This is a genomic window from Sphingomonas sp. GW822-FHT03G08 (assembly GCF_058801135.1).
In genome coordinates, this window is sequence record NZ_JBXAMZ010000001.1 from 937,334 (window position 1) to 961,858 (window position 24,525).

At 66.7% G+C, this 24,525-nt stretch carries 23 protein-coding genes; 18 read left to right on the forward strand and 5 right to left on the reverse strand.

Going from position 1 to position 24,525, the window contains the following annotated elements:
- Nucleotides 1-9: 9 nt before the first annotated feature.
- Complete coding sequence (trpE, locus tag AC1RJ5_RS04060; protein WP_342250073.1) at nt 10-1,494, forward strand: anthranilate synthase component I; 1,485 nt, start codon at nt 10-12, stop codon at nt 1,492-1,494.
- Nucleotides 1,495-1,538: 44 nt separating this feature from the next.
- Here trpE and AC1RJ5_RS04065 read toward each other — a convergent pair whose 3' ends face one another.
- A complete protein-coding gene (locus AC1RJ5_RS04065) occupies nt 1,539-1,955 on the reverse strand; it encodes a hypothetical protein (RefSeq protein ID WP_269574991.1) in 417 nt (138 codons plus the stop codon).
- 115 nt (nt 1,956-2,070) lie between these two features.
- Between AC1RJ5_RS04065 and AC1RJ5_RS04070 the strand changes: the two genes are divergently transcribed.
- From AC1RJ5_RS04070 to AC1RJ5_RS04120, 11 genes are all read left to right on the forward strand, one after another.
- On the forward strand, nt 2,071-2,820 hold the full coding sequence (locus AC1RJ5_RS04070) for a phosphodiester glycosidase family protein (RefSeq protein ID WP_342250055.1): 750 nt from the start codon (nt 2,071-2,073) through the stop codon (nt 2,818-2,820).
- Between the two features lie 10 nt (nt 2,821-2,830).
- Nucleotides 2,831-3,415, forward strand: coding sequence for an anthranilate synthase component II (locus AC1RJ5_RS04075; protein ID WP_493111851.1), 585 nt, complete (start codon nt 2,831-2,833; stop codon nt 3,413-3,415).
- A 108-nt stretch (nt 3,416-3,523) separates the two neighbouring features.
- On the forward strand, nt 3,524-3,880 hold the full coding sequence (locus AC1RJ5_RS04080) for a hypothetical protein (protein WP_269574988.1): 357 nt from the start codon (nt 3,524-3,526) through the stop codon (nt 3,878-3,880).
- A 102-nt stretch (nt 3,881-3,982) separates the two neighbouring features.
- Nucleotides 3,983-5,518 (forward strand): cation:proton antiporter, encoded by a 1,536-nt coding sequence (locus AC1RJ5_RS04085; protein ID WP_269574987.1) that lies wholly within the window; start codon nt 3,983-3,985, stop codon nt 5,516-5,518.
- A gap of 190 nt (nt 5,519-5,708) precedes the next feature.
- On the forward strand, nt 5,709-6,701 hold the full coding sequence (gene trpD, locus AC1RJ5_RS04090; protein ID WP_269574986.1) for an anthranilate phosphoribosyltransferase: 993 nt from the start codon (nt 5,709-5,711) through the stop codon (nt 6,699-6,701).
- Nucleotides 6,701-7,489 carry an indole-3-glycerol phosphate synthase TrpC gene (gene trpC / locus AC1RJ5_RS04095; protein ID WP_342250050.1) on the forward strand — a complete coding sequence of 263 codons (789 nt, stop codon included), beginning with the start codon at nt 6,701-6,703 and terminating at the stop codon, nt 7,487-7,489. The genes trpD and trpC overlap by 1 nt, the downstream gene beginning before the upstream one ends.
- On the forward strand, nt 7,486-7,953 hold the full coding sequence (gene moaC, locus AC1RJ5_RS04100; RefSeq protein ID WP_184167144.1) for a cyclic pyranopterin monophosphate synthase MoaC: 468 nt from the start codon (nt 7,486-7,488) through the stop codon (nt 7,951-7,953). The genes trpC and moaC overlap by 4 nt, the downstream gene beginning before the upstream one ends.
- Before the next feature lie 236 nt (nt 7,954-8,189).
- Nucleotides 8,190-8,843 (forward strand): glutathione S-transferase family protein, encoded by a 654-nt coding sequence (locus AC1RJ5_RS04105; RefSeq protein WP_493111856.1) that lies wholly within the window; start codon nt 8,190-8,192, stop codon nt 8,841-8,843.
- A 104-nt stretch (nt 8,844-8,947) separates the two neighbouring features.
- Nucleotides 8,948-9,892, forward strand: coding sequence for a PilZ domain-containing protein (locus AC1RJ5_RS04110; RefSeq protein WP_184167148.1), 945 nt, complete (start codon nt 8,948-8,950; stop codon nt 9,890-9,892).
- 408 nt (nt 9,893-10,300) lie between these two features.
- Nucleotides 10,301-12,217, forward strand: a complete 1,917-nt coding sequence (locus AC1RJ5_RS04115) for a flavin monoamine oxidase family protein (protein ID WP_493111858.1) — start codon at nt 10,301-10,303, stop codon at nt 12,215-12,217.
- 39 nt (nt 12,218-12,256) lie between these two features.
- Nucleotides 12,257-13,267, forward strand: a complete 1,011-nt coding sequence (locus AC1RJ5_RS04120) for a heme-binding protein (RefSeq protein ID WP_493111860.1) — start codon at nt 12,257-12,259, stop codon at nt 13,265-13,267.
- Between the two features lie 157 nt (nt 13,268-13,424).
- Here AC1RJ5_RS04120 and AC1RJ5_RS04125 read toward each other — a convergent pair whose 3' ends face one another.
- Together AC1RJ5_RS04125 and AC1RJ5_RS04130 are read right to left on the reverse strand one after the other, a co-directional pair.
- Entirely contained in the window at nt 13,425-14,591 is a 1,167-nt protein-coding gene (locus AC1RJ5_RS04125) for a hypothetical protein (protein WP_342250048.1), read from the reverse strand.
- A 12-nt stretch (nt 14,592-14,603) separates the two neighbouring features.
- Entirely contained in the window at nt 14,604-15,647 is a 1,044-nt protein-coding gene (locus AC1RJ5_RS04130; protein ID WP_493111862.1) for a glycoside hydrolase family 25 protein, read from the reverse strand.
- 359 nt (nt 15,648-16,006) lie between these two features.
- Here AC1RJ5_RS04130 and AC1RJ5_RS04135 point away from each other — a divergent pair, with 359 nt between their 5' ends.
- Together AC1RJ5_RS04135 and lexA are read left to right on the forward strand one after the other, a co-directional pair.
- Complete coding sequence (locus AC1RJ5_RS04135; protein ID WP_493111864.1) at nt 16,007-17,194, forward strand: molybdopterin molybdotransferase MoeA; 1,188 nt, start codon at nt 16,007-16,009, stop codon at nt 17,192-17,194.
- Nucleotides 17,195-17,252: 58 nt separating this feature from the next.
- Nucleotides 17,253-17,945: a transcriptional repressor LexA gene (gene lexA, locus AC1RJ5_RS04140; protein WP_493111866.1), complete on the forward strand. Its 693-nt coding sequence runs from the start codon at nt 17,253-17,255 to the stop codon at nt 17,943-17,945.
- A gap of 3 nt (nt 17,946-17,948) precedes the next feature.
- Here lexA and AC1RJ5_RS04145 read toward each other — a convergent pair whose 3' ends face one another.
- Both AC1RJ5_RS04145 and AC1RJ5_RS04150 read right to left on the reverse strand, forming a co-directional pair.
- Nucleotides 17,949-18,644: an EF-hand domain-containing protein gene (locus AC1RJ5_RS04145; protein WP_493111868.1), complete on the reverse strand. Its 696-nt coding sequence runs from the start codon at nt 18,642-18,644 to the stop codon at nt 17,949-17,951.
- 26 nt (nt 18,645-18,670) lie between these two features.
- Nucleotides 18,671-20,803 carry a ComEC/Rec2 family competence protein gene (locus AC1RJ5_RS04150; RefSeq protein ID WP_493111870.1) on the reverse strand — a complete coding sequence of 711 codons (2,133 nt, stop codon included), beginning with the start codon at nt 20,801-20,803 and terminating at the stop codon, nt 18,671-18,673.
- 82 nt (nt 20,804-20,885) lie between these two features.
- Here AC1RJ5_RS04150 and gltX point away from each other — a divergent pair, with 82 nt between their 5' ends.
- The 4 genes from gltX to AC1RJ5_RS04170 all read left to right on the forward strand — a co-directional run bounded on the left by gltX (nt 20,886) and on the right by AC1RJ5_RS04170 (nt 24,511).
- Nucleotides 20,886-22,313, forward strand: a complete 1,428-nt coding sequence (gene gltX / locus AC1RJ5_RS04155) for a glutamate--tRNA ligase (RefSeq protein WP_269574974.1) — start codon at nt 20,886-20,888, stop codon at nt 22,311-22,313.
- Nucleotides 22,314-22,346: 33 nt separating this feature from the next.
- Nucleotides 22,347-23,630, forward strand: a complete 1,284-nt coding sequence (locus AC1RJ5_RS04160; protein WP_269574973.1) for a citrate synthase — start codon at nt 22,347-22,349, stop codon at nt 23,628-23,630.
- 232 nt (nt 23,631-23,862) lie between these two features.
- Nucleotides 23,863-24,105 carry a hypothetical protein gene (locus tag AC1RJ5_RS04165; RefSeq protein WP_342250042.1) on the forward strand — a complete coding sequence of 81 codons (243 nt, stop codon included), beginning with the start codon at nt 23,863-23,865 and terminating at the stop codon, nt 24,103-24,105.
- A gap of 88 nt (nt 24,106-24,193) precedes the next feature.
- Nucleotides 24,194-24,511, forward strand: a complete 318-nt coding sequence (locus AC1RJ5_RS04170; RefSeq protein WP_493111874.1) for a hypothetical protein — start codon at nt 24,194-24,196, stop codon at nt 24,509-24,511.
- Nucleotides 24,512-24,525: the final 14 nt, after the last annotated feature.

A 24,525-nucleotide genomic window follows, 5' to 3' on the forward strand; every position in this document is an offset into this window, starting at 1 on the left:
CCGCAGGGCATCGAGGGGATCGAAGCCGCCCGCGCGGCGCTGGCCGCAGGACGGCCGGCGCTGCTCTGGCGGCGCCAGATCGCGGATACCGAGACTCCGGTTGCCGCCGCGCTCAAGCTGATCGAGCCGGGCCGCGGCGATTTCCTGCTGGAATCGGTCGAGGGCGGCTCGGTCCGCGGGCGCCACAGCCTGATCGGGCTCGCACCCGACCTGGTCTTCCGCGCCACCGGCAACGAAGCGGCGATCAATCCGGAATGGCTGACCAACCGGGACGCCTTCAAGCCCTGCGCCGAGCCCGCGCTCGACGCGCTGCGCGCGCTCGCCGCGCGCTGCCGCACCGAAGTGCCGCCCGAGCTGCCCAAAGCGCTCGCCTGCCTGGTCGGCTATTTCAGCTATGAGACGGTCGGGCTGGTCGAGAAGCTGCCCCGCCCGCCCGAGAACCCGATCGGCGTGCCGGACATGATGTTCGTTCGCCCGACGGTGGTGCTGGTGTTCGATCGCCTCGCCGATGCGCTCTTCCTCGTCGCGCCGGTCTGGCCGGACGGCGATGTCGACCTGTCGGCCGAGCGGATCGAGACCGTTGCCGCGCAGCTCGCCAGCGCGCCCCTGCCCGCCCCGGTCCGCGCCGAGCCGGAGGAAGTCCAGCTCACCCCGGTGCTGCGCCCGGGCCGCTATGGCGAGATGGTCGCCGCGGCGAAGGAATACATCTCCGCCGGCGACATCTTCCAGGTGGTGCTCGCCCAGCGCTTCACCACGCCGTTCGCGCTGCCGCCGTTCGAGCTTTACCGCGCGCTGCGGCGAATCAACCCCTCGCCCTTCCTCTACCATCTCGACCTGCCGGGCTTCGCGCTGACCGGCTCGAGCCCCGAGATCCTGGTGCGGGTGCGCGACAATGAAGTGACCATCCGACCGATCGCCGGCACTCGTCCGCGCGGCAAGACCGCCGCCGAGGACGAGGAGAACCGCGCCAGCCTGCTCGCCGATCCCAAGGAATGCGCCGAGCACCTCATGCTGCTGGATCTCGGCCGCAACGATGTCGGCCGGGTCGCGGACGCGGGCACGGTCAAGGTGACCGACAGCTACACGGTCGAGTTCTACAGCCACGTCATGCACATCGTATCGAACGTGGTCGGCAGGCTGGCACCGGGCAAGGACGCGCTCGACGCGCTGTTCGCCGGCTTCCCGGCGGGCACGGTCAGCGGTGCGCCCAAGGTCCGCGCCTGCGAGATCATCGCCGAGCTCGAGCCCGAAACGCGTGGGCCATACGCCGGCGGCGTCGGCTATTTCTCGCCCGACGGCTCGATGGACAGCTGCATCGTATTGCGCACGGCGCTGGTGAAGGACGGCATGATGCACGTCCAGGCCGGCGCCGGCATCGTCGCCGATTCGGACCCGACTTATGAACAGCGCGAATGCGAGGCCAAGGCCGGCGCGCTGTTCGCGGCGGCACGCGAAGCGGTAAAGCAGGCCGGCGAAGCGGGCTTCGGGCAGTAACTTCTAAAATCCTCCCCCAGCTCGCTGGGGGAGGAATAAGGGCCTCAAGGAATCGCGGCGTTCTTGGCCTTCTGCTCCAGCCGTTCCTGGTACCACTGACGGATCGCGGCGCGGGTGCAGCCGGTCTGGCCACCGGTGCCCACCGGCGAGCAGCTGTTCGGCAGCCCGGCGCGGTTCACGTCCTCGACCATCTCGACCCGGTTGGTCCAGGCCTGCGACGCCGCGTCGTTCTTCGGTTGGTTCCGGAATTCCTTGGGGATGCGATAGGGCGATTCGCCGCCATTCGCGCAGACCACGATCTCTTCCTCGCTCTGCGGCTTGGGGCACTGCTCCTGCCCATAGAGCAGCACGCTGCGGACCCGCTTGGGCGGCCCCTGATTGTCCTGCGACGACTGCTTGGCATCCTGCGCGATGGCAGGCGTCGCGAGCAGCGCGGCGGCGGCGAGCAAACGAACGATCATGAACACTCCTTCTGGCGTAACAACGCCCCTCGCCGCTGGACGTGCCGCCGCACTGTGGCAAGCCCAAGGCACGCGCATGGCTTGCCTGAACGCGATTTCATCCTAAGTGGCACGCATGATCCGGCCGATCGCCGTTGCCGGCGCCTTCCTGACGCTGACTGCCTGCGCTTCCAGCGGACGCGTTGATGATGCCTGCCGCAAGATCAGCTTCGAGGGCACCAGCTTCACCGTCTGCCGCGCCGATCCGCAGAAGCATGACGTGCTGCTGGTCGACAAGGGTGCCGACGGCCGCCCGATGCGCGACTTCACCGGCCTCCAGCCGCGCCTCGGCGATCGCTATCCGCGCATCGCCTTCGCGATGAACGCCGGCATGTTCGACGCCGCCGGCCTGCCGATCGGCTATTATGTCGAGGACGGTGCCGAGCAGAAGCCGCTCAACCGCCGCCCCGGCCCCGGCAATTTCCACATGCAGCCCAACGGCGTGTTCTGGGGCGATGCCAAGGGCTGGCATGTTGCCACCACCGATGATTTCGCCGCGAACAAGCCCGATCACGTCCGCTTCGCCACCCAGTCGGGGCCGATGCTGCTGATCAACGGCCAGCTCCATCCGAAGCTGGCGGAGAACGGCACGTCGCTGACCATCCGCAACGCCGTCGGTGTGGGGCTGAACGGCAGCGCCTGGTTCGCGATCAGCAACGAGCCGGTGTCGTTCGGCCGCTTCGCCCGGCTGTTCCGCGACAAGCTCGCCGCGCCCGACGCCCTCTATCTCGACGGCGCCGTCTCGCGGCTCTGGGATCCCGTATCGGATCGCCTCGACGGCGGCGTGCCCATCGGGCCGATTGTCGTGGCGCTCCAGAAGCAGTAGCGCAGGCATCATGATCCTCGTCATCGACAATTACGACAGCTTCACCTGGAACCTCGTCCACTATCTGATGGAGCTGGGCACCGACGTGCAGGTGGTGCGCAACGACGCGCTCACCGCGCGCGACGCCGTTGCCAGCAATGCGCAGGCGTTCCTGATCTCGCCGGGGCCCTGCACGCCCAATGAAGCGGGGATCAGCCTCGACCTGGTCGCCGCCTGCGCCGATCTCGGCAAACCGCTTCTGGGCGTTTGCCTCGGCCACCAGGCGATCGGCCAGCATTTCGGTGGCTCGGTGGTCCGCGGAGGCCTGATGCACGGCAAGACCAGCCCGGTTACGCATGACGGCACCGGCCTGTTCGAATCCCTCCCCTCCCCCTTCACCGCCACCCGCTACCACTCGCTGATCGTCACCGACATTCCGGAGGAGCTGGTGGTCAACGCCACCTCGGACGACGGGCATGTCATGGGCTTCCGGCACAGGGAGCTGCCGATCCACAGCGTGCAGTTCCATCCCGAGAGCATCGCCACCGAGCATGGCCATGCGATGCTGGCCAGCTTCCTCAGGCTCGCCGGGATCGAGGCGCACGCGCTCGCCTGAACCTGCAAATATTTGCGACAATTTCGGGCGCGCGGTGACATAGCCGCGCGACGTGGCGCCGCCACTGTCTCCACCATGGCCCGATCCCGGGCCCGATGGAGAGTGCAAATGAACCACAAGCTGCAGCTGGTCGCCGCGACGCTGGCCGGCGTGCTCGTCACGGTAGCCGCGGGCGGCATCGCGATGGCGAGCATGGGCCGCGGCCCGATGGGCCCCTTCGCCCGCGCCGATGCGAATGGCGACGGCGTCGTCACCCGCGCCGAATGGGTCGCGGCGGCGAATGCCCGCTTCGACACCTTCGATACCAACCATGACGGCAAGCTGGTCATCGGCGAGATTCCGCCCGCCCCGCGCGGCCATGGCCGCCATCACGGACCGCACGGGTTCGACGGCCCGGAGGATGGGCCGGACGATGCCGCCCCCGCCGCCACACCGGCGCAGGCGCAGCCGGGCAACGCGAACTGAGCCACCGGCTTCCGTCACCCCGAACCTGGTCCGGGGTGGCGGAAGGCCGCTCATCCATCAGTAGGATTTGACGCGGGAGCGCAACGAGCTAGCCTCTCTCCCGTGACCTTCTTCGAGAGCCTCGTCGCGCTGCTCGCGCTGGCGGTCCTGCTGCTGCAGGTCTCGCGACGGACTCCGATTCCCTATCCGACGATGCTCGCCGCCGCCGGCGTGATCGTCGCGACCATTCCGGGCTCGCCCAATATCGCGCTCGACGGGCACACCGCGATGGCATTGTTCATCGCGCCCGTCCTGCTCGACGCCGCCTTCGACTTTCCCCTGGCGGCGATCCGCCGGCTGTGGCGCCCGCTCGTCTCGCTCGCCGTGGTCGCGGTGCTGCTTTCCACCGCCGTGGTCGCCTGGATCGGCTGGGCCTTCGCCGGACTGCCGATCGCCGCCGCGATCGCACTCGGCGCTATCGTCGCCCCGCCCGACGCAGCCGCCGCCACCACCGTCCTCCAGTCCGCCGCGCTGCCCCGGCGCACCGTCCAGGTGCTCACCGGCGAGAGCCTGCTCAACGACGCGACCGCCCTGCTGCTCTTCGGCGCCGCGCTCGCGGTGCAGAGCCATGGCGGGATCGACGCCATGGTCGCCACCCGGCTGAGCCTCGCGGTGCCCGGCGGCATCGCGCTCGGCCTGTTCTGCGGCTGGGCGATGGGCAGGCTGATGCCCTTCGTCCGCGGCTCGTTCGGCGGCAATCTGTTCGAGTTCGTCAACACCTGGATCGCCTGGATCCTCGCCGAGCGGCTCGGCCTCTCCGCCGTGCTCTGCGTCGTCACCTGCGCGATGTACGTCGCCAATTCGCCCAACGTGACGATCAGCGCGCGCAACCGCGTCCAGTCCTTCGCGGTATGGGGCGTCGGCGTCTTCGTGCTCAACGTCGTCGCCTTCCTGCTGATGGGCATGCAGGCGCGCCAGATCGTCGCCGAGATGGAGCCCGATCGCCTGCGCGAGGCGGCGATCTTCGCGGGGCTGGTGGTACTCGGCGTGATCGTCACCCGCATGGCCTGGTCGCTGGCCTATAACGGCATCGTCCGCGCCTTCCCGATGATCCGCGGCAACCTGCCCCCGCCCAGCTTCGCGCAGAGCGTCGTGGTCGGCTGGTGCGGGATGCGCGGGCTGGTGACGCTCGCCACCGCCTTCGCGCTGCCGCACGACTTCCCCCAGCGCGACCTGATCGTGCTCTCCGCCTTCGCCGTGGTGCTGGCGACGCTGGTGCTGCAGGGCCTCACCCTCGCCCCGCTGATCAAGCTGCTCGGCCTGGCCGGCAAGGGCGACGGCGAGGAACTGCTCAACAAGGCGCGCCGCAAGCTCGCCGAAGCCGCGATCGCCGCGCTGGAAGTCGAGCAGGGGAAGGTCGCCGACGAGACCCGCCGCCAGTTCGAGATCGACCGCAACGGCGCCGACAATGTCTGCCCCGAGTTCGACGCGCGCCAGCGCCTCCAGCTCTGCGCCGTCGCCGCCCAGCGCGACAAGCTCGACGAACTGCGCGATACCGATGTGATCGGCCAGGACCTGTACGAGCAGCTCCAGGAAGAGCTCGACTGGCGCGATCTGGCGATCAGCCCCGAGGGGCGGCATTTGATCGAGCAGGGGTGACCCCCTCAACATCAGCCAATCCAGTTCCCAGTCGAAGGCCGGGGACCAGTCTCGGCGAAGTGGGTTGGGGTGGTCAAACCTATCGAACGGCATTGCAACTGGGCCCCGGCCTTCGCCGGGGAACATTCAGGAAGGCAAGGTAAAGCAGAATTTGCTCGATTTCCCCGTCTGGGAAAATCATAGAGCCCAAGTGACCAATTTCACCCTCCTCCCCGATCCCGCGTCCCCGCTCGCGCGCGAGTCCGCCGCCCAGGCCTTTGCCGACATCCTCGACGGCAAGGTGGCCGAGCCCGAGATCGAGCGTTTCCTGATCGACCTGTCGGTGCGCGGCGAGACCAGCATCGAGATCGCCGAGGCCGCCCGGGCGATGCGCGCCCGCCTCATCCCGATCTCGGCACCCGAAGGTGCGATCGACGTCTGCGGCACCGGTGGCGATGGGCATCACACGCTCAACGTATCGACCGCGGTCAGCCTGGTCGTAGCCGCAGCCGGCGTGCCGGTCGCCAAGCATGGCAACCGCGCCGCCTCGTCCAAGTCGGGCGCGGCGGATACGCTCGAGGCGCTGGGGCTCGACCTTGACCGCGCCGGCGCCCGTGCCGAGGAATCGCTCAACGAGCTCGGCATCGCTTTCCTGTTCGCCCAGGCGCACCACCCTTCGCTCGCCCGGATCGGCCCGCTGCGCCGTCGCATCGGCCGCCGGACGATCTTCAACCTGATGGGCCCGCTGGCGAACCCCGCCCATGTCCGCCGCCAGCTGATCGGCATCGCCCGCCCCGATTACGCGCCGATCTATGCCGAGGCGCTAGAGCAGCTCGGCGTCGACAGCGCCGCGATCGTCTCGGGCGAGGAAGGGCTCGACGAGCTCTCCACCGAGCATGCCAGCGTCGTCGTCAGCATCGGCAGCTCGGGCCTGCCCAAGCGCATCACCCCGGAGGATGCCGGCCTCCCCCGCCACCCGCTGGTCGCGATCCGTGGCGGCGGTCCGGAGTATAATGCCCTCGCCCTGCACCGCCTGCTCGAAGGCGAGCATGGCCCCTATCGCGACGCCGTGCTGCTCAACGCCGCTGCCGCGCTCGTCATCGCCGGCGAGGCCAGCGACCTGCGCGCCGGCGCCGAGGAAGCCGCCGAGACGATCGACAAGGGCCTTGCCAAGGCGCTGCTCGCCTGCTGGATCGCCTTCTGATGTCCACGATCCTCGATACCATCATCGCCACCAAGCACGGCGAAGTCGCCACGCGGCGCAAGGCGACCTCGCTGGCCGATCTCCAGGCCCTGGCGCTCACCCGCACGCCCCCGCGCGGCTTCAAGGCCGCGCTGGACGCAAAGGCAGCCGCCGGCGGCTATGGCCTGATCGCCGAGATCAAGAAGGCCAGCCCGTCCAAGGGGCTGATCCGCGCCGATTTCGATCCTCCGGCTCATGCCCGCGCCTATCAGGCAGGCGGCGCCGCCTGTCTCTCGGTGCTGACCGACCTGGAGTATTTCCAGGGGCATGAGGATTATCTGATCGCCGCCCGCGCGGCCTGCGATCTGCCGGTGATCCGCAAGGACTTCATGGTCGATCCCTGGCAGGCGCTCGAATCGCGCGCGATCGGCGCCGATGCGATCCTGATCATCGTCGCGGCGCTCGAGGACGGCCAGATGGCCGAGATCGAGGACGCGGCCCTCGGCCTCGGCATGGACGTGCTGGTCGAGGTGCACGACGCCGACGAGCTCGAGCGCGCGCTGAAGCTGCGCTCGCGCCTGATTGGAGTGAACAACCGCAACCTCAAGACCTTCGAGGTCGACGTCCAGAAGACCTATGACCTGGTTGGCCAGGCACCCAGGGACTGCACCTTCGTCGCCGAAAGCGGGCTGAACAGCCGCGCAGACCTCGACGCGATGGCCGCGCACGACATCCGTTGCTTCCTCGTCGGCGAGTCCCTGATGCGCCAGGACGATGTCGAGGCGGCGACCCGGGCGCTGGTCGGGTGAGCGACCTCACCCATCTCGACGAGACCGGCGCCGCGCGCATGGTCGATGTCGCGGGCAAGGCCGTCACCGCGCGTGAGGCGGTTGCCAGCGGCCGGATCGAGATGTCGCGCGAAGCCGCCGCCGCGATCCGCGCCGGTGCGGTGAAGAAGGGCGACGTCCTCGCCACCGCGCGCATCGCCGGGATCATGGCCGCCAAGCGCACCGCCGAGCTGATCCCGCTCTGCCATCCGCTGCCGCTGACCAGGGTCGCGGTAGACCTCGCCCCCGACGAAACCGGCGTCACCGTGACGGCTACCGCCGCTACCGAGGCCCAGACCGGCGTCGAGATGGAAGCACTCACCGCCGTCTCCACTGCGCTGCTCACTCTCTACGACATGGCCAAGGCGCTCGATAAGGGCATGACCATCGGCGAGATCCGCCTGCTCTCCAAGAAGGGCGGCAAGTCGGGCGACTGGGTGGCCTGAGGGGCTTCAAATTCCCCTCCCTGCAAGGGAGGGGTTAGGGGTGGGTTAGAAAAGGCCGGGCTCGATGCCCGGCCTTTTCTTTGTCACCACCGGCTCGCTGGGCTCGCTACGCTCGCAACCCACCCCCGGCCCCTCCCTTGCAGGGAGGGGAGAAAGAAGGGCCGCAGCGAAAAATTCGCGTGACAGCACCCCCACGCCAAGATACTTAGCTTAATACCTAACTATAAGAGGATGCCATGCCGCTCCAGCTCTTCGGCCACCCCTTCTCATCCTACACCTGGAAGGCGCTGATCGCCTTCTTCGAGAACGACATCCCCCTCACCTTCCGCAACCTCGAGGAACCGGGCGCCGCGCAGGAGCTCGAGGCCCGCTGGCCGCTCAAGCTCTTCCCCGTCCTCGCCGAGGGCGATCGTACCGTGGTCGAGGCGACCGCGGTGATCGAATATCTCCACGTCCACCATCCGGGCCCGGTCGCGCTGATCCCCGCCGACCCTGATCTCGCCGTGCAGGCGAGGATGCTCGACCGGATCTTCGACAACTACGTCATGGGCATGATGCAGAAGCCCGTGATCGACGCGATGCTGCCCGCGGAACGCCGCGACCCCATCGCGCTCGACGAGGCGATGGCCCGGCTCGACACGATCTATGCCTGGCTCGACGCTCATCTCGCCGGCCGGGAATGGGCCGTCGGCGACAGCTTCACCCTTGCCGACTGCGCCGCCGCGCCCTCGCTCTTCTATGCCGACTGGGTCCGCCCGATCCCCGCGGCGCTGGCCAGCCTCCGCGCCTATCGCGCCCGGCTGCTCGCCCGTCCCTCGGTCGTCCGCTGCGTCGAGGATGCCCGCCCCTATCGCCATTATTTCCCGCTCGGCGCGCCCGATCGCGACTGATCGTTTCGGGGGTATATTAGGGATTTCGCAACCCTGCGGCTTAACCCCGCCTTCAGACCCGGCCCCGCACTATCACCGTCGAGCGGGGTCGGGAAAAAACATTTATGCGACAGGGACTTGCGTCCTCCACCATCTTCAGCCTCTCGGGCGAAGCCCCAGGGGCGCAGATGCTTGCGGAGCCGGGCGACCACGCCGCCTTCGATTCCGCCGTGCTGGTCGGCGAGACCACCCGCCTGCCCTGCTCGCTGCGCAAGCTGAGCGCTGCCGGTGCGATGCTCCATCTCGACGATGAGATCGTCGAGTCCGAGGGCCTCCACCTCGCGCTCGCCAACGGCCAGTCGCTGCCGGGCCGCATCGCCTGGACCGAGCAGGGCGCCGCCGGCTTCCTGTTCGAGACGCCGATCGACGTGGTCAGCACGCTCGCCCGCAACCTCGCCTGCCTCCCTGCCGAGCGCCGCAGCGTGCCGCGCGTCGAGCTGCACCAGACGATCTGCGTGCGCCGCGGTAACCAGGTCGAGTTCACCCGCAGCCGCAACCTCTCCCAGGGCGGCTGCGGCTTCGAGACCGACATCGCGCTGCAGGAAGGCGATCCGGTCCAGATCAATTTCGACGGCCTGCGCCCGCTCGACGGCGTGGTGAAATGGTCGCAGGGCAGCTTTGCCGGCGTCGCCTTCGGCGAGGACCTGCCCTGGCAGGTGCTGATGCCCTGGCTGCGCCAGGCCCAGCAGACCCCGTCCCACCACACTCGCATGGCCGTGATCCAGGAGCCGACCGGCCTGATCCCGGACAAGCAGGCGATCCGCCTCGACGTTCCGGCCCGTGTCCGCGAGGGCGTGCGCTGGTGGAACGTCAAGCTGCGCGGGATCACCCCCCAGCTCGTCGAGTTCGAAAGCCGCGCGCCCTTCGCCAATGGCGCCCAGCTGTGGATCTCGCTGCCCAATATCGGCGGCGGCCCGGCCTCGGTGATCGAAACCGACGACCGCCACCGCTTCCTCTGCGAATTCCGCCTGCCGCTCAAGGCCGGGGACCTGCAACGCATCGGGGCCTAGAGGCCCTTTCCCGAAAGCCGGCATTGTAATCCTGCGCGCTGCTTGCGCCAGTGGGATGCCGCGCGCGCCATCCGCGCTGTCCCTGGCGCGCGAGACGCACGCACTCCTCGTGCTAAATAACCAGCTAGGGATTTTATCGAAAGCTTCTGCCGCAAGCAGTTAGGCGGATTTCGCCCGCACTTTGCACCAAAAGGCACAGTGTAACTGCATATCGGTTCCAAAAACTGTTTTGTCTTCTTCCCAATAATGCATGCTTGGCCAACGAGTCGCAGCAAATGATCTGGGCAGGACCGCCAGTATCTGGCGCCTGGCGCAACAAGAACCGGCGGTGATCCTTGGTCGCCAGCCGCCCGGGATTTTGAAATTCACTGACGGATCCTGTCCGACGGATCCCGGGGGGAGAGCGACATGTCGACCAAGATCAGCCGCGCGGATTTTCTGCGATCGCATCCCGATGCCAGCGCATGGGCCGAACTGGACGACGCGACCAACGAGCAGCTGCGGATCACCCCGGGGCCGGTCCGGCTGGACGAAGGCAGCTTCAAGGGCAAGCGCGCGCTGATCCTCGGCGCCGGCGTGGGCGGGCTGACCACCGCCTATGAGCTGCTGGTCCACAAGACCGGCATGGAGGTCACCGTTCTCGAAGCGCAGAACCGCACGGGCGGGCGATGCATGTCGCTGCGCACCGGCGACACGCTGACCGAGGACAAGGACGATGCGCTGTTCGGGTCCGAGCCGGGCGAGACGCAGGTCGTCCGCTTCGAATGGCCGGTCGGCGACGCCGAGCCCTATCTCAACGCCGGCCCCGGCCGCATCCCCTCGGCGCACAAACGGCTGCTCAGCTATCTTCGCGAATTCGGCGTCGCGGTCGAAGTCTATGTGATGAACTCGATGTCGAACCTCGTCCAGATGGACAAGGGCGCGCTGCGGGGAAAGCCCCGCGTCTATCGGCAGATCGATCACAATCTGCGTGGCTGGATCGCGCAGCTGGTGCATGAGAACGCGGCCCAGCTTCTCGAGGCGACCAGCCTCGATATCCCCACGAACGAGCGCCGGGGGCTGGCGGCGAAGCTCAAGTCGCTGATGATCAGCTTCGGCGAGCTCGACGAGAACGGTAATTATGCGCCCACCTCGGGCAATCCGGGCTTCGAGAACGCGATCTCGCGCGCCGGCTTCGACGTGCTTCCCGGCGTCGCGGCGGGCGAGATCTCCAAGGCGATCAAGCTCGAGGACCTGCTCAAGTCCGAATATTGGGCGCAGACCCGCTTCTACCAGCCGGTCGATTTCCTGTGGCAGCAGACGATCTTCCAGCCGGTCGGCGGCATGGATCAGGTCCAGCGCGCCTTCGCCCGCCAGGTGGCCACCCTGGGCGGGACGATCCACCTGAACAGCCCGGTGACCTCGATCGCCTGGGACGCGAAGACCAGGGAATTCGTCGTCCAGGTCGCCAGGATCGGCAGCAAGGAGACGATCGAATACCGCGCCGACTATTGCTTCTCGAACATCGCGATCCCGTTCCTCGAGAAGCTGCTGTCGAAGGAATTGCAGGGCGGCGGCGACAAGAGCGGCTTCGACCTGCCGTTCAAGCAGGGGCTCAAGGCGGTCTATGCCGCCCAGGCCCGCCCCCGCATCAACGACAAGGGCGAGTATCAGGACAAGTTCCTCGCCGCGACCACCAAGGTCGGCTGGCAGGGCGATCGCACGCTGTGGCAGGGCAAGCTGATCACCGCCCGGCACACCGGCGACCTCAAGCTCACCACGCTGGTCGCGCCCGATGCCGAGGAAGGCGTCGTGCCGATCTTCGGCGGGATCAGCTGGACCTCGCATGAGATCGTCCAGATCTGGTATCCCTCCACCGCCTATCACGACCGCAAGGGCGTGCTGACCGGCGCCTATAATTTCGGCCAGGTCGCCCATGAATGGGGCCAGATGACGGTCAAGGACCGGCTCGACCTGGCGCGGGAGGGCGCGCGGAAATTCGGCGTGAAGTTCGGCAACGGCCTGCACGACGGCCTCGCGATCGCGTGGCAGAACATGCCCTATATCAAGGGCGGCTGGGCCTATTGGCAGTCGGTCGGCCCCGCGAAGGAAGCCGCCGATCATTTCAACAATCTGAGCCAGGGCACCGGCATCCACGATGCCAGGGGCAAGCTCTCCGATCCGGTGTTCTTCGTCGTCGGCGACCAGCTCTCCTCGCTGCCCGGCTGGCAGGAAGGCGCGATCGCCGCGGCGCTCAACGCGCTCACCCGCATGGCGCGGCCCGACCTCGAGATCCCGCGCCTCGAGAAGCTGCCCGACACCAGGCTGCTGGTCGAAGGCATCTAGCCGCAACCAATCCGATCATCCGGGAAAAGGGGAACAGCGATGGCATTCAGCAAGAAGACGCTCATGGCCCTCAAGGGCGGCGGCCGCGTCATCCGGGCCGCACAGGAGGGCGAAGCCCTTCTCGGCCCGCTCGGCCTGCTGCCGGGCGTCTGGAAGAACGAAGGCGGGCTGGAGGGCCATGGCTGGAACATGATCGCCCTGCCGTTCGAATCCGAACCCGGCTCGATCCTCGATTATCGCCTGCTGATGAACCAGTATAACGAGACGCTCGTCTTCGACCTTGTCGACAAGGGCGTCCCCAATCGCGGGCTCAACGCGCTGGGGAAGCAGGCAGACCAGTCGCTGATGGCGCTCGACTATGAGCAGGTCACCGACCAGATCGCGACGGCGGACTTTCCGCACAGCAATGTCCTCGGGCCGACCAGCCCGCCCGGCAACACCATCCACCACGAGCCCGGCCTGTGGCTCAACATGCTCGACCAGTTCACCGACGGCTTCGACATCGCCCGGCTGTCGACCGTGCCGCACGGCGACGCGGTCCTGGCGCTCGGGCGGAGCGTTCCGCCGATCGACGGCCCGCCGGTCATTCCCGATGTCAGCGGACTGCCGCTCAAGGTGAAGCAGGACCTCGATAGCCGCTATCTCGCACCCTACAGGCACTTCCACGACAACCCGTTCATGGGCCTGTTCGATCCGGTCCACCCCGCCGCGCTGCTCCAGGCCGCCAATCAGGGCGTCGACATCGTCCGCACGACCGTCCTCGACGTCGATACCGAGGCGGAGACCGGCGGGATCCACAACATCCCCTTCGTGGTCAAGCATGCCAACGCATCGTCGATGCGATCGACCTTCTGGATCCAGGAACTCGCCGAGCAGGATGCCCGAGGCAAGCCGAAGCTGCGCCTGCAATATCTCCAGATCGTGATGATCGATTTCGATCCGCGGACGGCGGGCCTGCCCGGCCGCATCGTGTGGCCGCATATCTCGATCAACACGATGCAGAAGGTCGAGGACACGCCCGAGGAGAAGGTGGAACTGCTGACGGCGTGAGAGGCGCGCGGGCCGGCCAAGCGATGCTGCCCGGCCCGCGAGGCGATCCGGTGTCGGGGGTCGAGCCCGGGGGTCGGACTGCTGCCTCTGCGAACTCCGCCTGCCCATCAGGGCGGCGAATCTAGGCTGATCGCGGGGTAGGTTAAACCCTCGTGCGCTAGGGGTTGTTCGCTACTCGTCGGCCAGCAGACGGCTTCACATTTGTCCGCCGAACATATTGCAATCCATAGCCATCCTGCTTGACCTCGACCGGAAAGAGACGACTAAGATCGATGTGTTCGGCAGGTCCCGGTCCGGGCGGCGACTTCACACCGAACACGCCCCGCGCCGTATATTGATGCACGATGCAGCGGTTGCCGCCATCGGCCGAAAGACACAATCGGTGCGCTCCCTTGCAGCCCGCGCTGGTCCGCTGATTGCACGTCGTCCAATCGACCTCACCGCCGTCATCACGATAATTCGCGAGCCACACCGGCAACCCATGATAGGTAGCGAAATCGTCGATCCGGCCATTTATCAAATAATCTGTGAACACGCTTGGACTGGTGTAGAGTACAATAATCGCGTCGGGAAAGGCCGCGCGAAATTCCTGGATCCAACCCGCAACTTTGGACGCGTAGAGGCGAGAATAGCGCAGGCGGGTCGTGGTCTCGCGATTGATCTCATCACCACGCACTGGGAGCGGCGCATAGGAACCAAGCCCATGCGCCGCACGCCACCTCATCGCCGACTTGCCAGAGGTATCGAGCTTGTCCTCGACATCAAGGAAGACCACGCGTCCGGAGATTCCCCCAAAAGAGCCCTGAAGCGCGCCATTCGTGGCCGAGCGATAAAGGACTATCATGTCGCGCGCTTCCGCCCGCCCCGTCTCCGCCATTGCGGCATAATCGGCGTTGCTCGGATCGGCCGCTTCAAAACGTTCCCGGTTAAATCGATAGGCGCTGTCCATTCCTAAGTAGAAATAGGGCCACACCGGGATACCTACACGTGCAAGGCCAGCGGCATGGCTGGCAAAAACGTGCGCTTGGTTCGGGGCATATTTGAGGATCGCGAATTGCGTTCCGCAGCGCTTCAACTCATCATAGTCCGCGTGGGCCTGATAGCGATAGAGATCCACGCCGTGGCTGACTTCTTGTGGCCCGGAAGAACTTGCGAGATCGAGAAATCCGTCGACGACGACTCCCCCGTCATTGCCCCACGGATCAGGAAGATCAAACTTGCCTGGTGCCATAGCGCGCGGATGCGAACAGGGCGCCGCCACCGCAATGCCGTAGCTGAACAAGAATGTCAGGCCAAGGATCAGGGCCTGCTGAATGCTGCGCATGCGCGAACCTCCCTAGCGATAGAGTTGGAGATGGGATCGCAGATCTGCCTCGCTGCCGAAGAAGCGATTGACGTCGAGCACGGCATCGTTGCGATAAAGCGCGAAGCCACCGTACGAAGAATATTGCTGGAAGATGCAGCGATCGGGCCGCGAATCCGGGCGACAAAGCCGATCCAGGTCTTTGCGCTCCATCGGATCATCAGGTGATGGCGCTCCCGCGCTGGCCAGATGGTAGCTGATCCAGACTGGCAGATCAGCGAGGCCACATATGTTCTGGGCGAGGTCGTAGTCTCGCCAGAAATCAGCCGATACGAACAGGATAACGGCACTGGTTTTTGTTTTGGGCCGTGCGTGCACCCTGGCAATGAATTCGCATGCCATGCGTCCGATCACAGCGCCATATGCGCGTCGATCTTCCGCAGTCGCGCCAGGCAGAGGATCATAGCTGAGATCCAGCGCGATCGGCAGGAATGCCGGCACATCCGTTTCAGTCAACCGATCCGGCAGGGTTTGGAGGCGCAGCACCTGATCAAGATGATCAAGGAAGATATCTGCCTGCATCTGCGCAATTGCAGCCGCGTCGTTCATAATCGCCCGCATGAGACCATCCTTCGCATCCGCGGTGGCGGATGCCCAAGATTTCGCCCTTGCCGGAAGGAAACTCATGTTGTGATAGGGGCCGGTCAACAGCCCAGCATCGCGGGCTGCCGCCCAATGCAGGCGAAACAGCTGGCTTTCATTTGCTTCCTGCGTGCCAGCCGACAAGCGCACATAGGCGAAGCGCGCACCACAAACGCGCGCAGCGTTGAAGTTGGTCTCGTCCTGATACTTGGAAACATCAATGCCAGGCACCGATGGTCGTCCCCCGGGCAGATCGACGAAACCTTGGAGCCTCGGCCCGCTATTGCCCGGCATGCCAGATCGCGTGATACGTGCCGGAACCGCTTGCACGTTGATCGGCGCTACAGATCGCCGACAATCAAGCTCGGTGTCTTCATGCGTCGGAACCTGCTGTGACGCTACGGCCAACAGAGCGCTAGAAAGTAGTGCGAACATGGCCAAGCCCCCAGAGAGCCAAATGCACGCATACCAGAGAAAAATATCGGTATTGATACCGATGAAACTCCAATCAACTCTGCCTGCTCCAATTCCATCCCTCAAGTAAAACCCTTGGCAAAATTGAACCATTTCGGTTTCTTGTCATGCGGCCACGGCATATCTCCTATCACCTGAACCACTTCAACAACCCACCATCGCTAGAATATCGCCTCTCCATATCTTTACGACCTAAGAAGCGCTCCCCACTTGGCTGACAATGTCAGGAGCACAACGAAATCAACTTCTCGGGATGATGACCGCGTAACTCCCGCACCACCTACTGGCGCACCCCCGCCCGCTTGCCCTAGGCAGGCGCCATGCCCGCCGCTCTCCTCCCCGTCGCCGAAGCCCAGCAGCGCCTGTTCGCGCGCGCCGCCCCGCTCGCCGAGGAGGCGGTGCCGATCGCCCTGGCCGCCGGACGCTGGGCCGCCCGCGATGTCCTTGCCCGCCGCACCCAGCCCGCCTCTGCCCTCTCGGCGATGGACGGCTATGCGATCCGCTTCGCCGATCTGCCCGGCCCCTGGCAGGTGATCGGCGAGAGCGCTGCCGGGCGCGGCTTTGCCGGCGCGGTCGCCCCGGGCCAGGCCGTGCGCATCTTCACCGGCGCCCCGCTGCCGCCCGGCGCCGATACCATCCTCGTCCAGGAGGAAGCCGCGCGGGAGGGCGATCATCTCGCACTGGCCGGCGAAGGCCCGCTGCGCCTTGGCGGCAATGTCCGTGCGCGCGGGCTCGATTTCAGCGAGGGCGATGTATTGCTCCGCGCCGGATCCCGGATCACCTCCGCCGCCCTCGCGCTTGCCGCCCTGGCCGGCCACGCGACCCTGCCCGTCCGCCGCAAGGTCCGGGTTGCGCTGCTCTCCACCGGCGACGAGCTGGTTCCGCCAGGCGCGCCGCTCGGGCCCGACCAGATCCCCGAGACCAACCGGCTGCTGCTCACCGCGATGCTGGCCGATCTTCCGGTCGAGCTGATCGACCTCGGCATCCTGCCCGATCGCCTGGGCGTGCTCGAGGCCGCGTTCCGCGCGCTCGACTGCGATCTGCTCGTCACCACCGGCGGGGCCTCGGTCGGCGATCATGACCTGGTTCGCCCGGCGCTGCTCGCGGCGGGAGCGGAGATCGATTTCTGGAAGATCGCGCTGCGCCCGGGCAAGCCGATGATGGCCGGGCGGCTCGGCGAGGCGATGCTGCTCGGCCTGCCCGGCAATCCCGTGTCGGTGTTCGCCACCGCGACTTTGTTCGTGCGGCCGCTGGTCGCGCATCTGGCGGGGGCCGCCGATCCCTTGCCGCGCAGCCGGTCGGTGCCGCTCGGCGAACCGCTGCCCGCCACGGGCGCGCGCGCTGACTATCTCCGTGCCGAGCTGGTGGGGGGCCGCGCCTTTGCCGCGACGATCCAGGACAGCTCGATGCTGCGCACGCTGGCACGGGCGACGTGCCTGATCGTGCGTCCGGCCGGGGCGCCGGAGGCGAAAACGGGCGACTCGGCGGAAATCCTCGACATCGCTTGACAAGCGCGCGGAACATTGCATAAACGTTCGCAGTCTGTTCCACGCCAGGAGAAACCGGATGCTCACGCGCAAGCAGCACGAGCTCATCTGCTTCATTGCCGATCGGCTTGCCGAGACCGGCGTCTCGCCTTCGTTCGAGGAAATGAAGGAAGCGCTCGATCTCAAGTCGAAGTCGGGGGTGCATCGGTTGATCTCTGCGCTGGAGGAGCGCGAGTTCATTCGCCGCCTGCCGAACCGCGCCCGCGCGCTCGAAGTACTCCGCATGCCCGAGCGCGGCGATGCGAAGCCGGCCGCTGCGGCCAGGTCCGCCGCCCCCGCGGTGGCCGTTTCGAATCTCTCCCCCTCCGCGCCCCTGCCATCTCCCGCGAACGATGTGATCGAGATTCCGCTCCACGGCCGCATCGCCGCGGGTACGCCGATCGAGGCGCTGGAAGGCTCGTCGATGCTCCCGGTTCCCGCGGCCTTGCTGGGCGCGGGCGAGCATTATGCGCTTGAGGTGGCCGGCGATTCGATGGTCGAGGCCGGTATTCTCGACGGCGACTATGCGCTGATCCGCCGTACCGAGACGGCACGCGACGGCGAGATCGTCGTGGCGCTGATCGACGATGCCGAGGCGACCTTGAAGTATTTCCGCAAGGAAGGCGCGATGATCCGGCTCGATCCAGCCAATCGCGACTATAACGCCCAGCGCTACCGTCCCGATCAGGTCCGCGTGCAGGGCCGGCTGGCCGGCCTGCTGCGCAAGTACTGAGGCTCAGGCCAGGAACTCGTTCCAGGCGACCTTGCCGTCGCCATTGCGGTCGAGTTCCTGGAACGGCGCCACATCGGGCTGCCGGCCGAGGAATCGGAACAGGTTCCACGCGGCGGCATATTCGGCGGGCGAAAGCGTGCCGTCATGATCGGCATCGAGCAGGTCGAAGCCGGCGCGGAACATCCTGAGCCGGTGCGCCGCGAATTCGGCGAAGCTGACCCTGCCGTCCCGATTGGCATCGGCCTTGGCCAGGGTGAAGTCGGACGCGGAAATGGCAAAGGGCCGCAACCCCCGAATATCGGGCATCGAGGCCCGGCGCAGCGGCAGCGCCATCACCCGATGCTCCCCGCACCAGATTCGCGGCTCGGCGCGCTTCGGACCGAATTCGTCGGGGGTGAGCACTCCGTCATGATTGCGATCGAACGCGGCATAGCTCGGCCGGAAATCCGGTGCGGCAGTCACCGCGACAGGCATGGCCAGCCCGATCGCCCCGATCATCCCTACGGCGGCCAAAGGGCGACACCAGCGGCGCAACCGGCTTGGCGCAGGCGCGTCGCCGGCGAGATGCGCATCGACATAGCCGCGCACCACATCGCTCGCCGTCCGCCCTTCGGCCCGGCATTGCTCCATGAAGGCGCGCTTCACCGCATGGGGCAGCCGCACTTCGATCGTGTCGCTTTTCTTCGGGTTCCGGATCATGCTGCGAGGAGAGCCCGAAGCCCCTGTCAGCGCCAGCGATTTCGTGTCCGGACAGGTGCAAGTCCCTGCTCCGGCACATAGACCGGCTGCACTTTCGGCGGGTCGCGCCAGGGATGCCGCCCTCCGCCACGCACCATCGCCACCCGACCGCTGGCAAAGGCGATCGCCAGCCCGCCGGTCCTGTCCAGCTGCGGCCGATCGAGCTTTAGCCAGCGCGGCGCGCAGCCCGCCGGCAGGCGCCGGTCGCTGATCACCACATCGACCTTGCGACATAGCGTAGTGAATTCGGCCCAGGGCAAGGCATAGCCGCTCCGCGTCGCCGCAACCCGCCACACCCGCCCCCCGGCACGATGCTCGATCAGGCACAAATCGAGGCTGCAAGCAGCCCCCGGCTGGTCGGACAAGGCAACCGGTTCGACATCGCTGCCGCCGGTTTCCGCGAGCATGTCGCGGGTATAGTCACCCGCCCGATCGCGCAGCAGCGCCATGCTGCCATCGGCCATGCGGATCGCGAGGTGCCGTCCGTCGCCGGTCACGATCAGATCCGGCGCCGGCGTGGCGAGCATCCAGCCCAACCCCATGACAAGCGGCACCGCCCCCGCCCAGCGCACGTCCGTCCGCCAAAGCGCCAGCCACAGCCCGCCCGCGACCATCAGCGCAAAGGCGCCGCCCGGCATGGTGGGGAACGCCGCGACCGCGCCCGGCGCGGCAGCCGTGGTCCGTGCTATCCAGAGCAGCAGCTGCAGCGCCTGATCGGTAAGCCACCAGGCCGGCCAGCCCAGCCCCACCACATCGAGCAGCAGCGCCAGCGCTTCCAGGGGCATGATCACAAAGGTGGTGAGCGGGATCGCGACGATATTGGCGAGCGCGCCGTAAATCCCGGCCTGGTGGAAATGAAACAGCCCGATCGGCATCAGCGCGAGCTCCACCGCCACGCCGGTCAGCAGCAGCGAACCGATACCGCGCAGCAACGCCGCCCCCCGCCCCTCCTCGCGCTTGCCGAACCAGCGGTGCATGAATGGACTCTCGTGCAATGCGACGATCGCCGTCACCGCCGCAAAGCTCAGCTGAAAGCTCGCGCCCGCGAGCGCCTCGGGCCAGAGCAGCAGCACGATCACCGCACCCGCCGCAACCAGCCGCAGCGTGATCGCCTCACGCCCCAGGCTCAGCGCCAGCAGCACCAGCAGGGCGGCGACGCAGGAGCGGATCGTCGGCACTTCCGCGCCGGTGAGCAGCGTATAGCCGATCGCCGCCAGCGCGCCCGCCCCCGCCGCAACCAGGGGCAGCCGCCAACGCAGCGCCAGGGTCGGGCTCAGGGCGAGCAGCTTGAGCACCAGCAGCATTGCCGCCGCGGTCACCGCGGTCACGTGCAGCCCACTCACCGAAAGCAGGTGCGCGAGGCCGGAGCGCTGCATTGCCTCCACATCCTCTTCCGCGATCGCGCCCTGATCACCGGTCGCGAGCGCGCTGGCGATACCGCCCGCGCTGCCCTCGACTCGCGACTGGATATGCGCCGAAAGCGACGCCCGCAGATCGGCGCCCGCCGCCCGCGCCGGCGTCACAACCTCGACGGGATCGAAGCCCTTTCCGGTAGCGCCAAGTCCAGCGAACCACGCCGTACGCGCAAAATCATAGCCCCCCGGTACCGAGGCCTCGGCTGGAGGCATCAGCCGGGCACGCAGCTTCACCACCGCATCCGGCGCCAGGCCGGCAGGCACGTCCCGCGTCTCGAGGTTCACCCGCACCCGCGGCGGCAGGTCTGTGCGGCCCGGCAGCAACGTCACCCGCACCACCTCGCGTGCGGGCATCCGCTCCACCCGCACCACGCGTCCGGTAATCTCCACCACCGCGGGACGCGCCAGCACCGGCGCCGCCACCCGCTCGGCCCGCCACCAGATCAGCGTGCAGCCGACTGCCATCGCAAGTCCGCCGAGCAGCAATGCGCGCCCCAAACGACCGGGCAGTGCCAATCCCAGCACCGCCACGGCGCAGGAAGCCAGCAGGAAACCGATCCAGCGCGACGTGTCCGGCAGCAGGAACCAGGCGGTGATCCCGCCGCCCAGCGCCACCGGCAGCCAGAGCGGCAATTGCGCGCGCTCGGCTTCCAGCCAATGCTCGATTGCAGCTCCAATCTGGCGAAACACTGCCCCTCCCCCCATTTGAAGGGAGGTGAACCCCGTGCTAGGGGCGCCCTCGGTGGCTGAATGGGCCATCGGAAACACAGTTTGGGAGCAAGCTCGGTTGGGCGCAACATCTGATACGGGTGCGAAACAGGTTGTCACGCGGTTCGCGCCGTCGCCTACGGGTTTCCTTCACATCGGCGGTGCGCGCACTGCGCTGTTCAACCTGCTGTTCGCCCGCCACCATGGCGGCAAGTTCCTGCTGCGCATCGAGGATACCGATCGCGCGCGCTCGACCGATCAGGCGATCTCGGCGATCCTGGACGGGATGCGCTGGCTGAACCTCGATTGGGACGGCGAGGAAGTCTATCAGTTCTCTCGCGCCGCGCGGCACGCCGAAGTGGCGCGCGAAATGCTCGCCAATGGCCACGCCTATAAGTGCTTCGCCACCGCCGAGGAACTCGAGGCGATGCGGGCCGAGCAGAAGGCGAACAAGCAGCCGCTGCGCTACGACGGCCGCTGGCGCGACCGTAACGAGAGCGAAGCCCCCGCAGGCGCACCCTATGTCATCCGCCTCAAGGCGCCACGCGAAGGCGCGGTGACGATCGAGGATCATGTCCAGGGCCCGGTGACCGTCAACAATGCCGAGCTCGACGATCTCGTCCTGCTCCGTTCGGACGGCACGCCGACCTATATGCTCGCGGTGGTGGTCGACGATCACGACATGGGCGTGACCCATGTGATCCGCGGCGACGATCACCTGAACAATGCCTTCCGCCAGCTGCCGATCTATCGCGCGATGGGCTGGGAGGAGCCCGAATATGCGCACATCCCGCTGATCTTCAATCCGGACGGCACCAAGATGTCGAAGCGGAAGAACGCGGTGGCGGTCGACGAGTATCGCGACGCGCTCGGCATCCTGCCCGAGGCGCTGTCCAACTATCTGCTCCGCCTCGGCTGGGGACATGGCGATGACGAGATCATCAGCCGCGAACAGGCGATCGAGTGGTTCGAGCTGTCCGGCGTTGGTCGCAGCCCCTCGCGCTTCGACCTCAAGAAGCTCGAGAGCCTGAACGGCCATTATATCCGCGCGTCTGACGATGCGCGACTGGCCAGCCTGGTTGCCGCGCGACTCGGTTTCGAACTTTCGGAATCGCAGGCCGACCTTCTGCGCCGCAGCATGGCGGCCCTGAAGCCGCGCGCCGCGAATCTCCTCGAACTCTCCGAGGGAGCCGGTTTCCTTTTTCGCACTCGCCCACTGGAATTGGACGAGGGCGCAAAGGCTCTGCTAGAGGGCGACGCGCGGGCTCTTCTGGCTCAGTTGCACACCGCGCTTGACGGCGTGGAAAGCTGGGATACGGAGGCGCTCGAAGCAGCGGTACGCACCGTTGCGGAAGATGCGGGTGTCAAGCTTGGTGCGGCTGCGCAGCCTCTGCGCGCGGCGCTCACCGGGCGACGGACATCTCCGGGCATCTTTGACGTCCTAGCGCTGCTTGGACGCGAAGAGAGCCTGGCTCGCATCGCAGACCAGATGACCGTGCCGGCCTGATCCCAGGCCCGGCCCAAACATAGGACGACGTTTATGAGCGACACCGCGAAGCTGCAGGTTCCGGGGAAGGATGTTGAATATCCGATCCTTTCGGGCAGCGTCGGACCGGACGTCATCGACATCCGCAAGCTCTATGGGCAGACCGGCAAGTTCACCTATGACCCCGGCTTCACCTCGACCGCGTCGTGCGAATCGGGCCTGACCTATATCGATGGCGACGAGGGCATCCTGCTCCATCGCGGCTATCCGATCGGCCAGCTTGCCGAGCATTCGAGCTTCATGGAAGTCAGCTACCTGCTGCTGAACGGCGAACTGCCGAACCAGGAAGAGCTGACCGCGTTCGAGAACACGATCACCCGCCACACCATGCTGCACGAGCAGCTCGCGACCTTCTATCGCGGCTTCCGCCGTGACGCGCACCCGATGGCGGTGATGTGCGGCGTCGCCGGCGCGCTCTCGGCCTTCTACCATGACTCGACCGACATCACCGATCCGAAGCAGCGCATGATCGCGTCGCATCGCCTGATCGCGAAGATGCCGACGATCGCGGCGATGGCCTACAAGTACAGCGTCGGCCAGCCGTTCCTCTATCCGGACAACAAGCTCAGCTACACCGGCAACTTCCTGCGCATGACCTTCGGCGTGCCGGCGGAAGAATATGAGGTGAACCCGGTCATCGAAAAGGCGATGGACCGCATCTTCATCCTCCATGCCGATCACGAGCAGAACGCCTCGACCTCGACCGTGCGCCTCGCCGGTTCCTCGGGTGCCAATCCGTTCGCCTGCATCGCGGCCGGCATCGCCTGCCTGTGGGGCCCGGCGCATGGCGGCGCCAACGAAGCGGCGCTCAACATGCTGCGTGAGATCGGCCGTCCGGAGCGCATCCCCGAGTACATCGCCCGCGCCAAGGACAAGAACGATCCGTTCCGCCTGATGGGCTTCGGTCACCGCGTCTACAAGAACTACGATCCGCGCGCGACCGTGATGCAGAAGACCGTGCGCGAAGTGTTCGACGCGCTCAAGGTCAACGATCCCGTCTTCGAGGTTGCACTGCAGCTCGAGGAAATGGCGCTCAACGATCCGTACTTCATCGAGAAGAAGCTGTTCCCGAACGTCGACTTCTATTCGGGCGTCATCCTCTCGGCGATCGGCTTCCCGACCACGATGTTCACCGCGCTCTTCGCCCTTGCCCGCACCGTGGGCTGGGTCGCGCAGTGGAACGAGATGATCTCGGATCCCGAGCAGAAGATCGGCCGCCCGCGTCAGCTCTACACGGGCCCGACGCAGCGCGACTACGTGCCGGTCGGCCAGCGCTAAGGCAAACCCTTCCCGTCATTCCCGCCAGACAGGCGGGGATGACGGGATACAGGCCCAAAGCCTGTCATGCTGAACTTGTTTCAGCATCCAACTTTCCTCCAGCGATATCGCCCGAGGCACCTTGGACCCTGAAACGAGTTCAGGGTGACGATGTGATTTGGCCGCGCGTTTCCCGCCTTCGCCAGCCCCGGAAATTGGGTTAACCATTCCACGCCTCGTTGGAGTCGCCCGAATGCGCCAGAACATCCTGCTCCTGATCGGCATCCTCGGCTTCATTGCCGGCGTGGTGTTCATGCTCCAGGGCCTGGGCGTGCTGCGTGCGCCGATCTCCAGTCCGATGATCGGCAGCCAGACCTGGGTCGTACGCGGCGGGATCATCGCATTGCTCAGCGCGATCCTGGTGGGCGGCGTCCGCCTCGTCCCCACCCGCGCCGAGCGCAGGGCCGCGCGCCGGGCGGAGCGCGATCTACCTTAACCTCCGCCTACCAACGGGTTCAGCAACGCGACTCGATCGCGACTCTAACGTTCTCTCTTGCGGGAATAGAGAGGAATGGAGAGTTGCAATGAACCTTGCCAAGCTGATCGCCGCGGCCGCGCTTGCCACTGTCGGCATCGCCAGCGCCGCCACGCCGGCCGCCGCCGCGCCGGCACCGACCGCCAGCGTGATCGCGCTCGCCGCAGCGGCGCCCGCCGCGCAGGACTGGCGCTACCGCGAGCGCTATCGGGATCGTCACTATGATCGCCGCCATTGGGATCGCGGCCGTCACCGCGGTTGGGATCGTGGTCGCGGCTATGGCTATGACCGCCGCTATTATCACAGCCGCCGCGTCTGCTGGAACGAGTGGCGCCGTGGCCATCGCGTGACGGTCTGCCGTCGCTAACCCGGAATAGTGAT

Coding starts and splice junctions, on each gene's coding strand:
- AC1RJ5_RS04065 (WP_269574991.1), bottom strand. CDS start 1,955: ATGATCGTTCGTTTGCTCGCCGCCGCCGCGCTGCTCGCGACGCCTGCC.
- AC1RJ5_RS04070 (WP_342250055.1), top strand. CDS start 2,071: ATGATCCGGCCGATCGCCGTTGCCGGCGCCTTCCTGACGCTGACTGCC.
- AC1RJ5_RS04075 (WP_493111851.1), top strand. CDS start 2,831: ATGATCCTCGTCATCGACAATTACGACAGCTTCACCTGGAACCTCGTC.
- AC1RJ5_RS04080 (WP_269574988.1), top strand. CDS start 3,524: ATGAACCACAAGCTGCAGCTGGTCGCCGCGACGCTGGCCGGCGTGCTC.
- trpC (WP_342250050.1), top strand. CDS start 6,701: ATGTCCACGATCCTCGATACCATCATCGCCACCAAGCACGGCGAAGTC.
- AC1RJ5_RS04105 (WP_493111856.1), top strand. CDS start 8,190: ATGCCGCTCCAGCTCTTCGGCCACCCCTTCTCATCCTACACCTGGAAG.
- AC1RJ5_RS04110 (WP_184167148.1), top strand. CDS start 8,948: ATGCGACAGGGACTTGCGTCCTCCACCATCTTCAGCCTCTCGGGCGAA.
- AC1RJ5_RS04115 (WP_493111858.1), top strand. CDS start 10,301: ATGTCGACCAAGATCAGCCGCGCGGATTTTCTGCGATCGCATCCCGAT.
- AC1RJ5_RS04120 (WP_493111860.1), top strand. CDS start 12,257: ATGGCATTCAGCAAGAAGACGCTCATGGCCCTCAAGGGCGGCGGCCGC.
- AC1RJ5_RS04125 (WP_342250048.1), bottom strand. CDS start 14,591: ATGCGCAGCATTCAGCAGGCCCTGATCCTTGGCCTGACATTCTTGTTC.
- AC1RJ5_RS04130 (WP_493111862.1), bottom strand. CDS start 15,647: ATGTTCGCACTACTTTCTAGCGCTCTGTTGGCCGTAGCGTCACAGCAG.
- AC1RJ5_RS04135 (WP_493111864.1), top strand. CDS start 16,007: ATGCCCGCCGCTCTCCTCCCCGTCGCCGAAGCCCAGCAGCGCCTGTTC.
- lexA (WP_493111866.1), top strand. CDS start 17,253: ATGCTCACGCGCAAGCAGCACGAGCTCATCTGCTTCATTGCCGATCGG.
- AC1RJ5_RS04145 (WP_493111868.1), bottom strand. CDS start 18,644: ATGATCCGGAACCCGAAGAAAAGCGACACGATCGAAGTGCGGCTGCCC.
- AC1RJ5_RS04150 (WP_493111870.1), bottom strand. CDS start 20,803: ATGGGGGGAGGGGCAGTGTTTCGCCAGATTGGAGCTGCAATCGAGCAT.
- AC1RJ5_RS04160 (WP_269574973.1), top strand. CDS start 22,347: ATGAGCGACACCGCGAAGCTGCAGGTTCCGGGGAAGGATGTTGAATAT.
- AC1RJ5_RS04165 (WP_342250042.1), top strand. CDS start 23,863: ATGCGCCAGAACATCCTGCTCCTGATCGGCATCCTCGGCTTCATTGCC.
- AC1RJ5_RS04170 (WP_493111874.1), top strand. CDS start 24,194: ATGAACCTTGCCAAGCTGATCGCCGCGGCCGCGCTTGCCACTGTCGGC.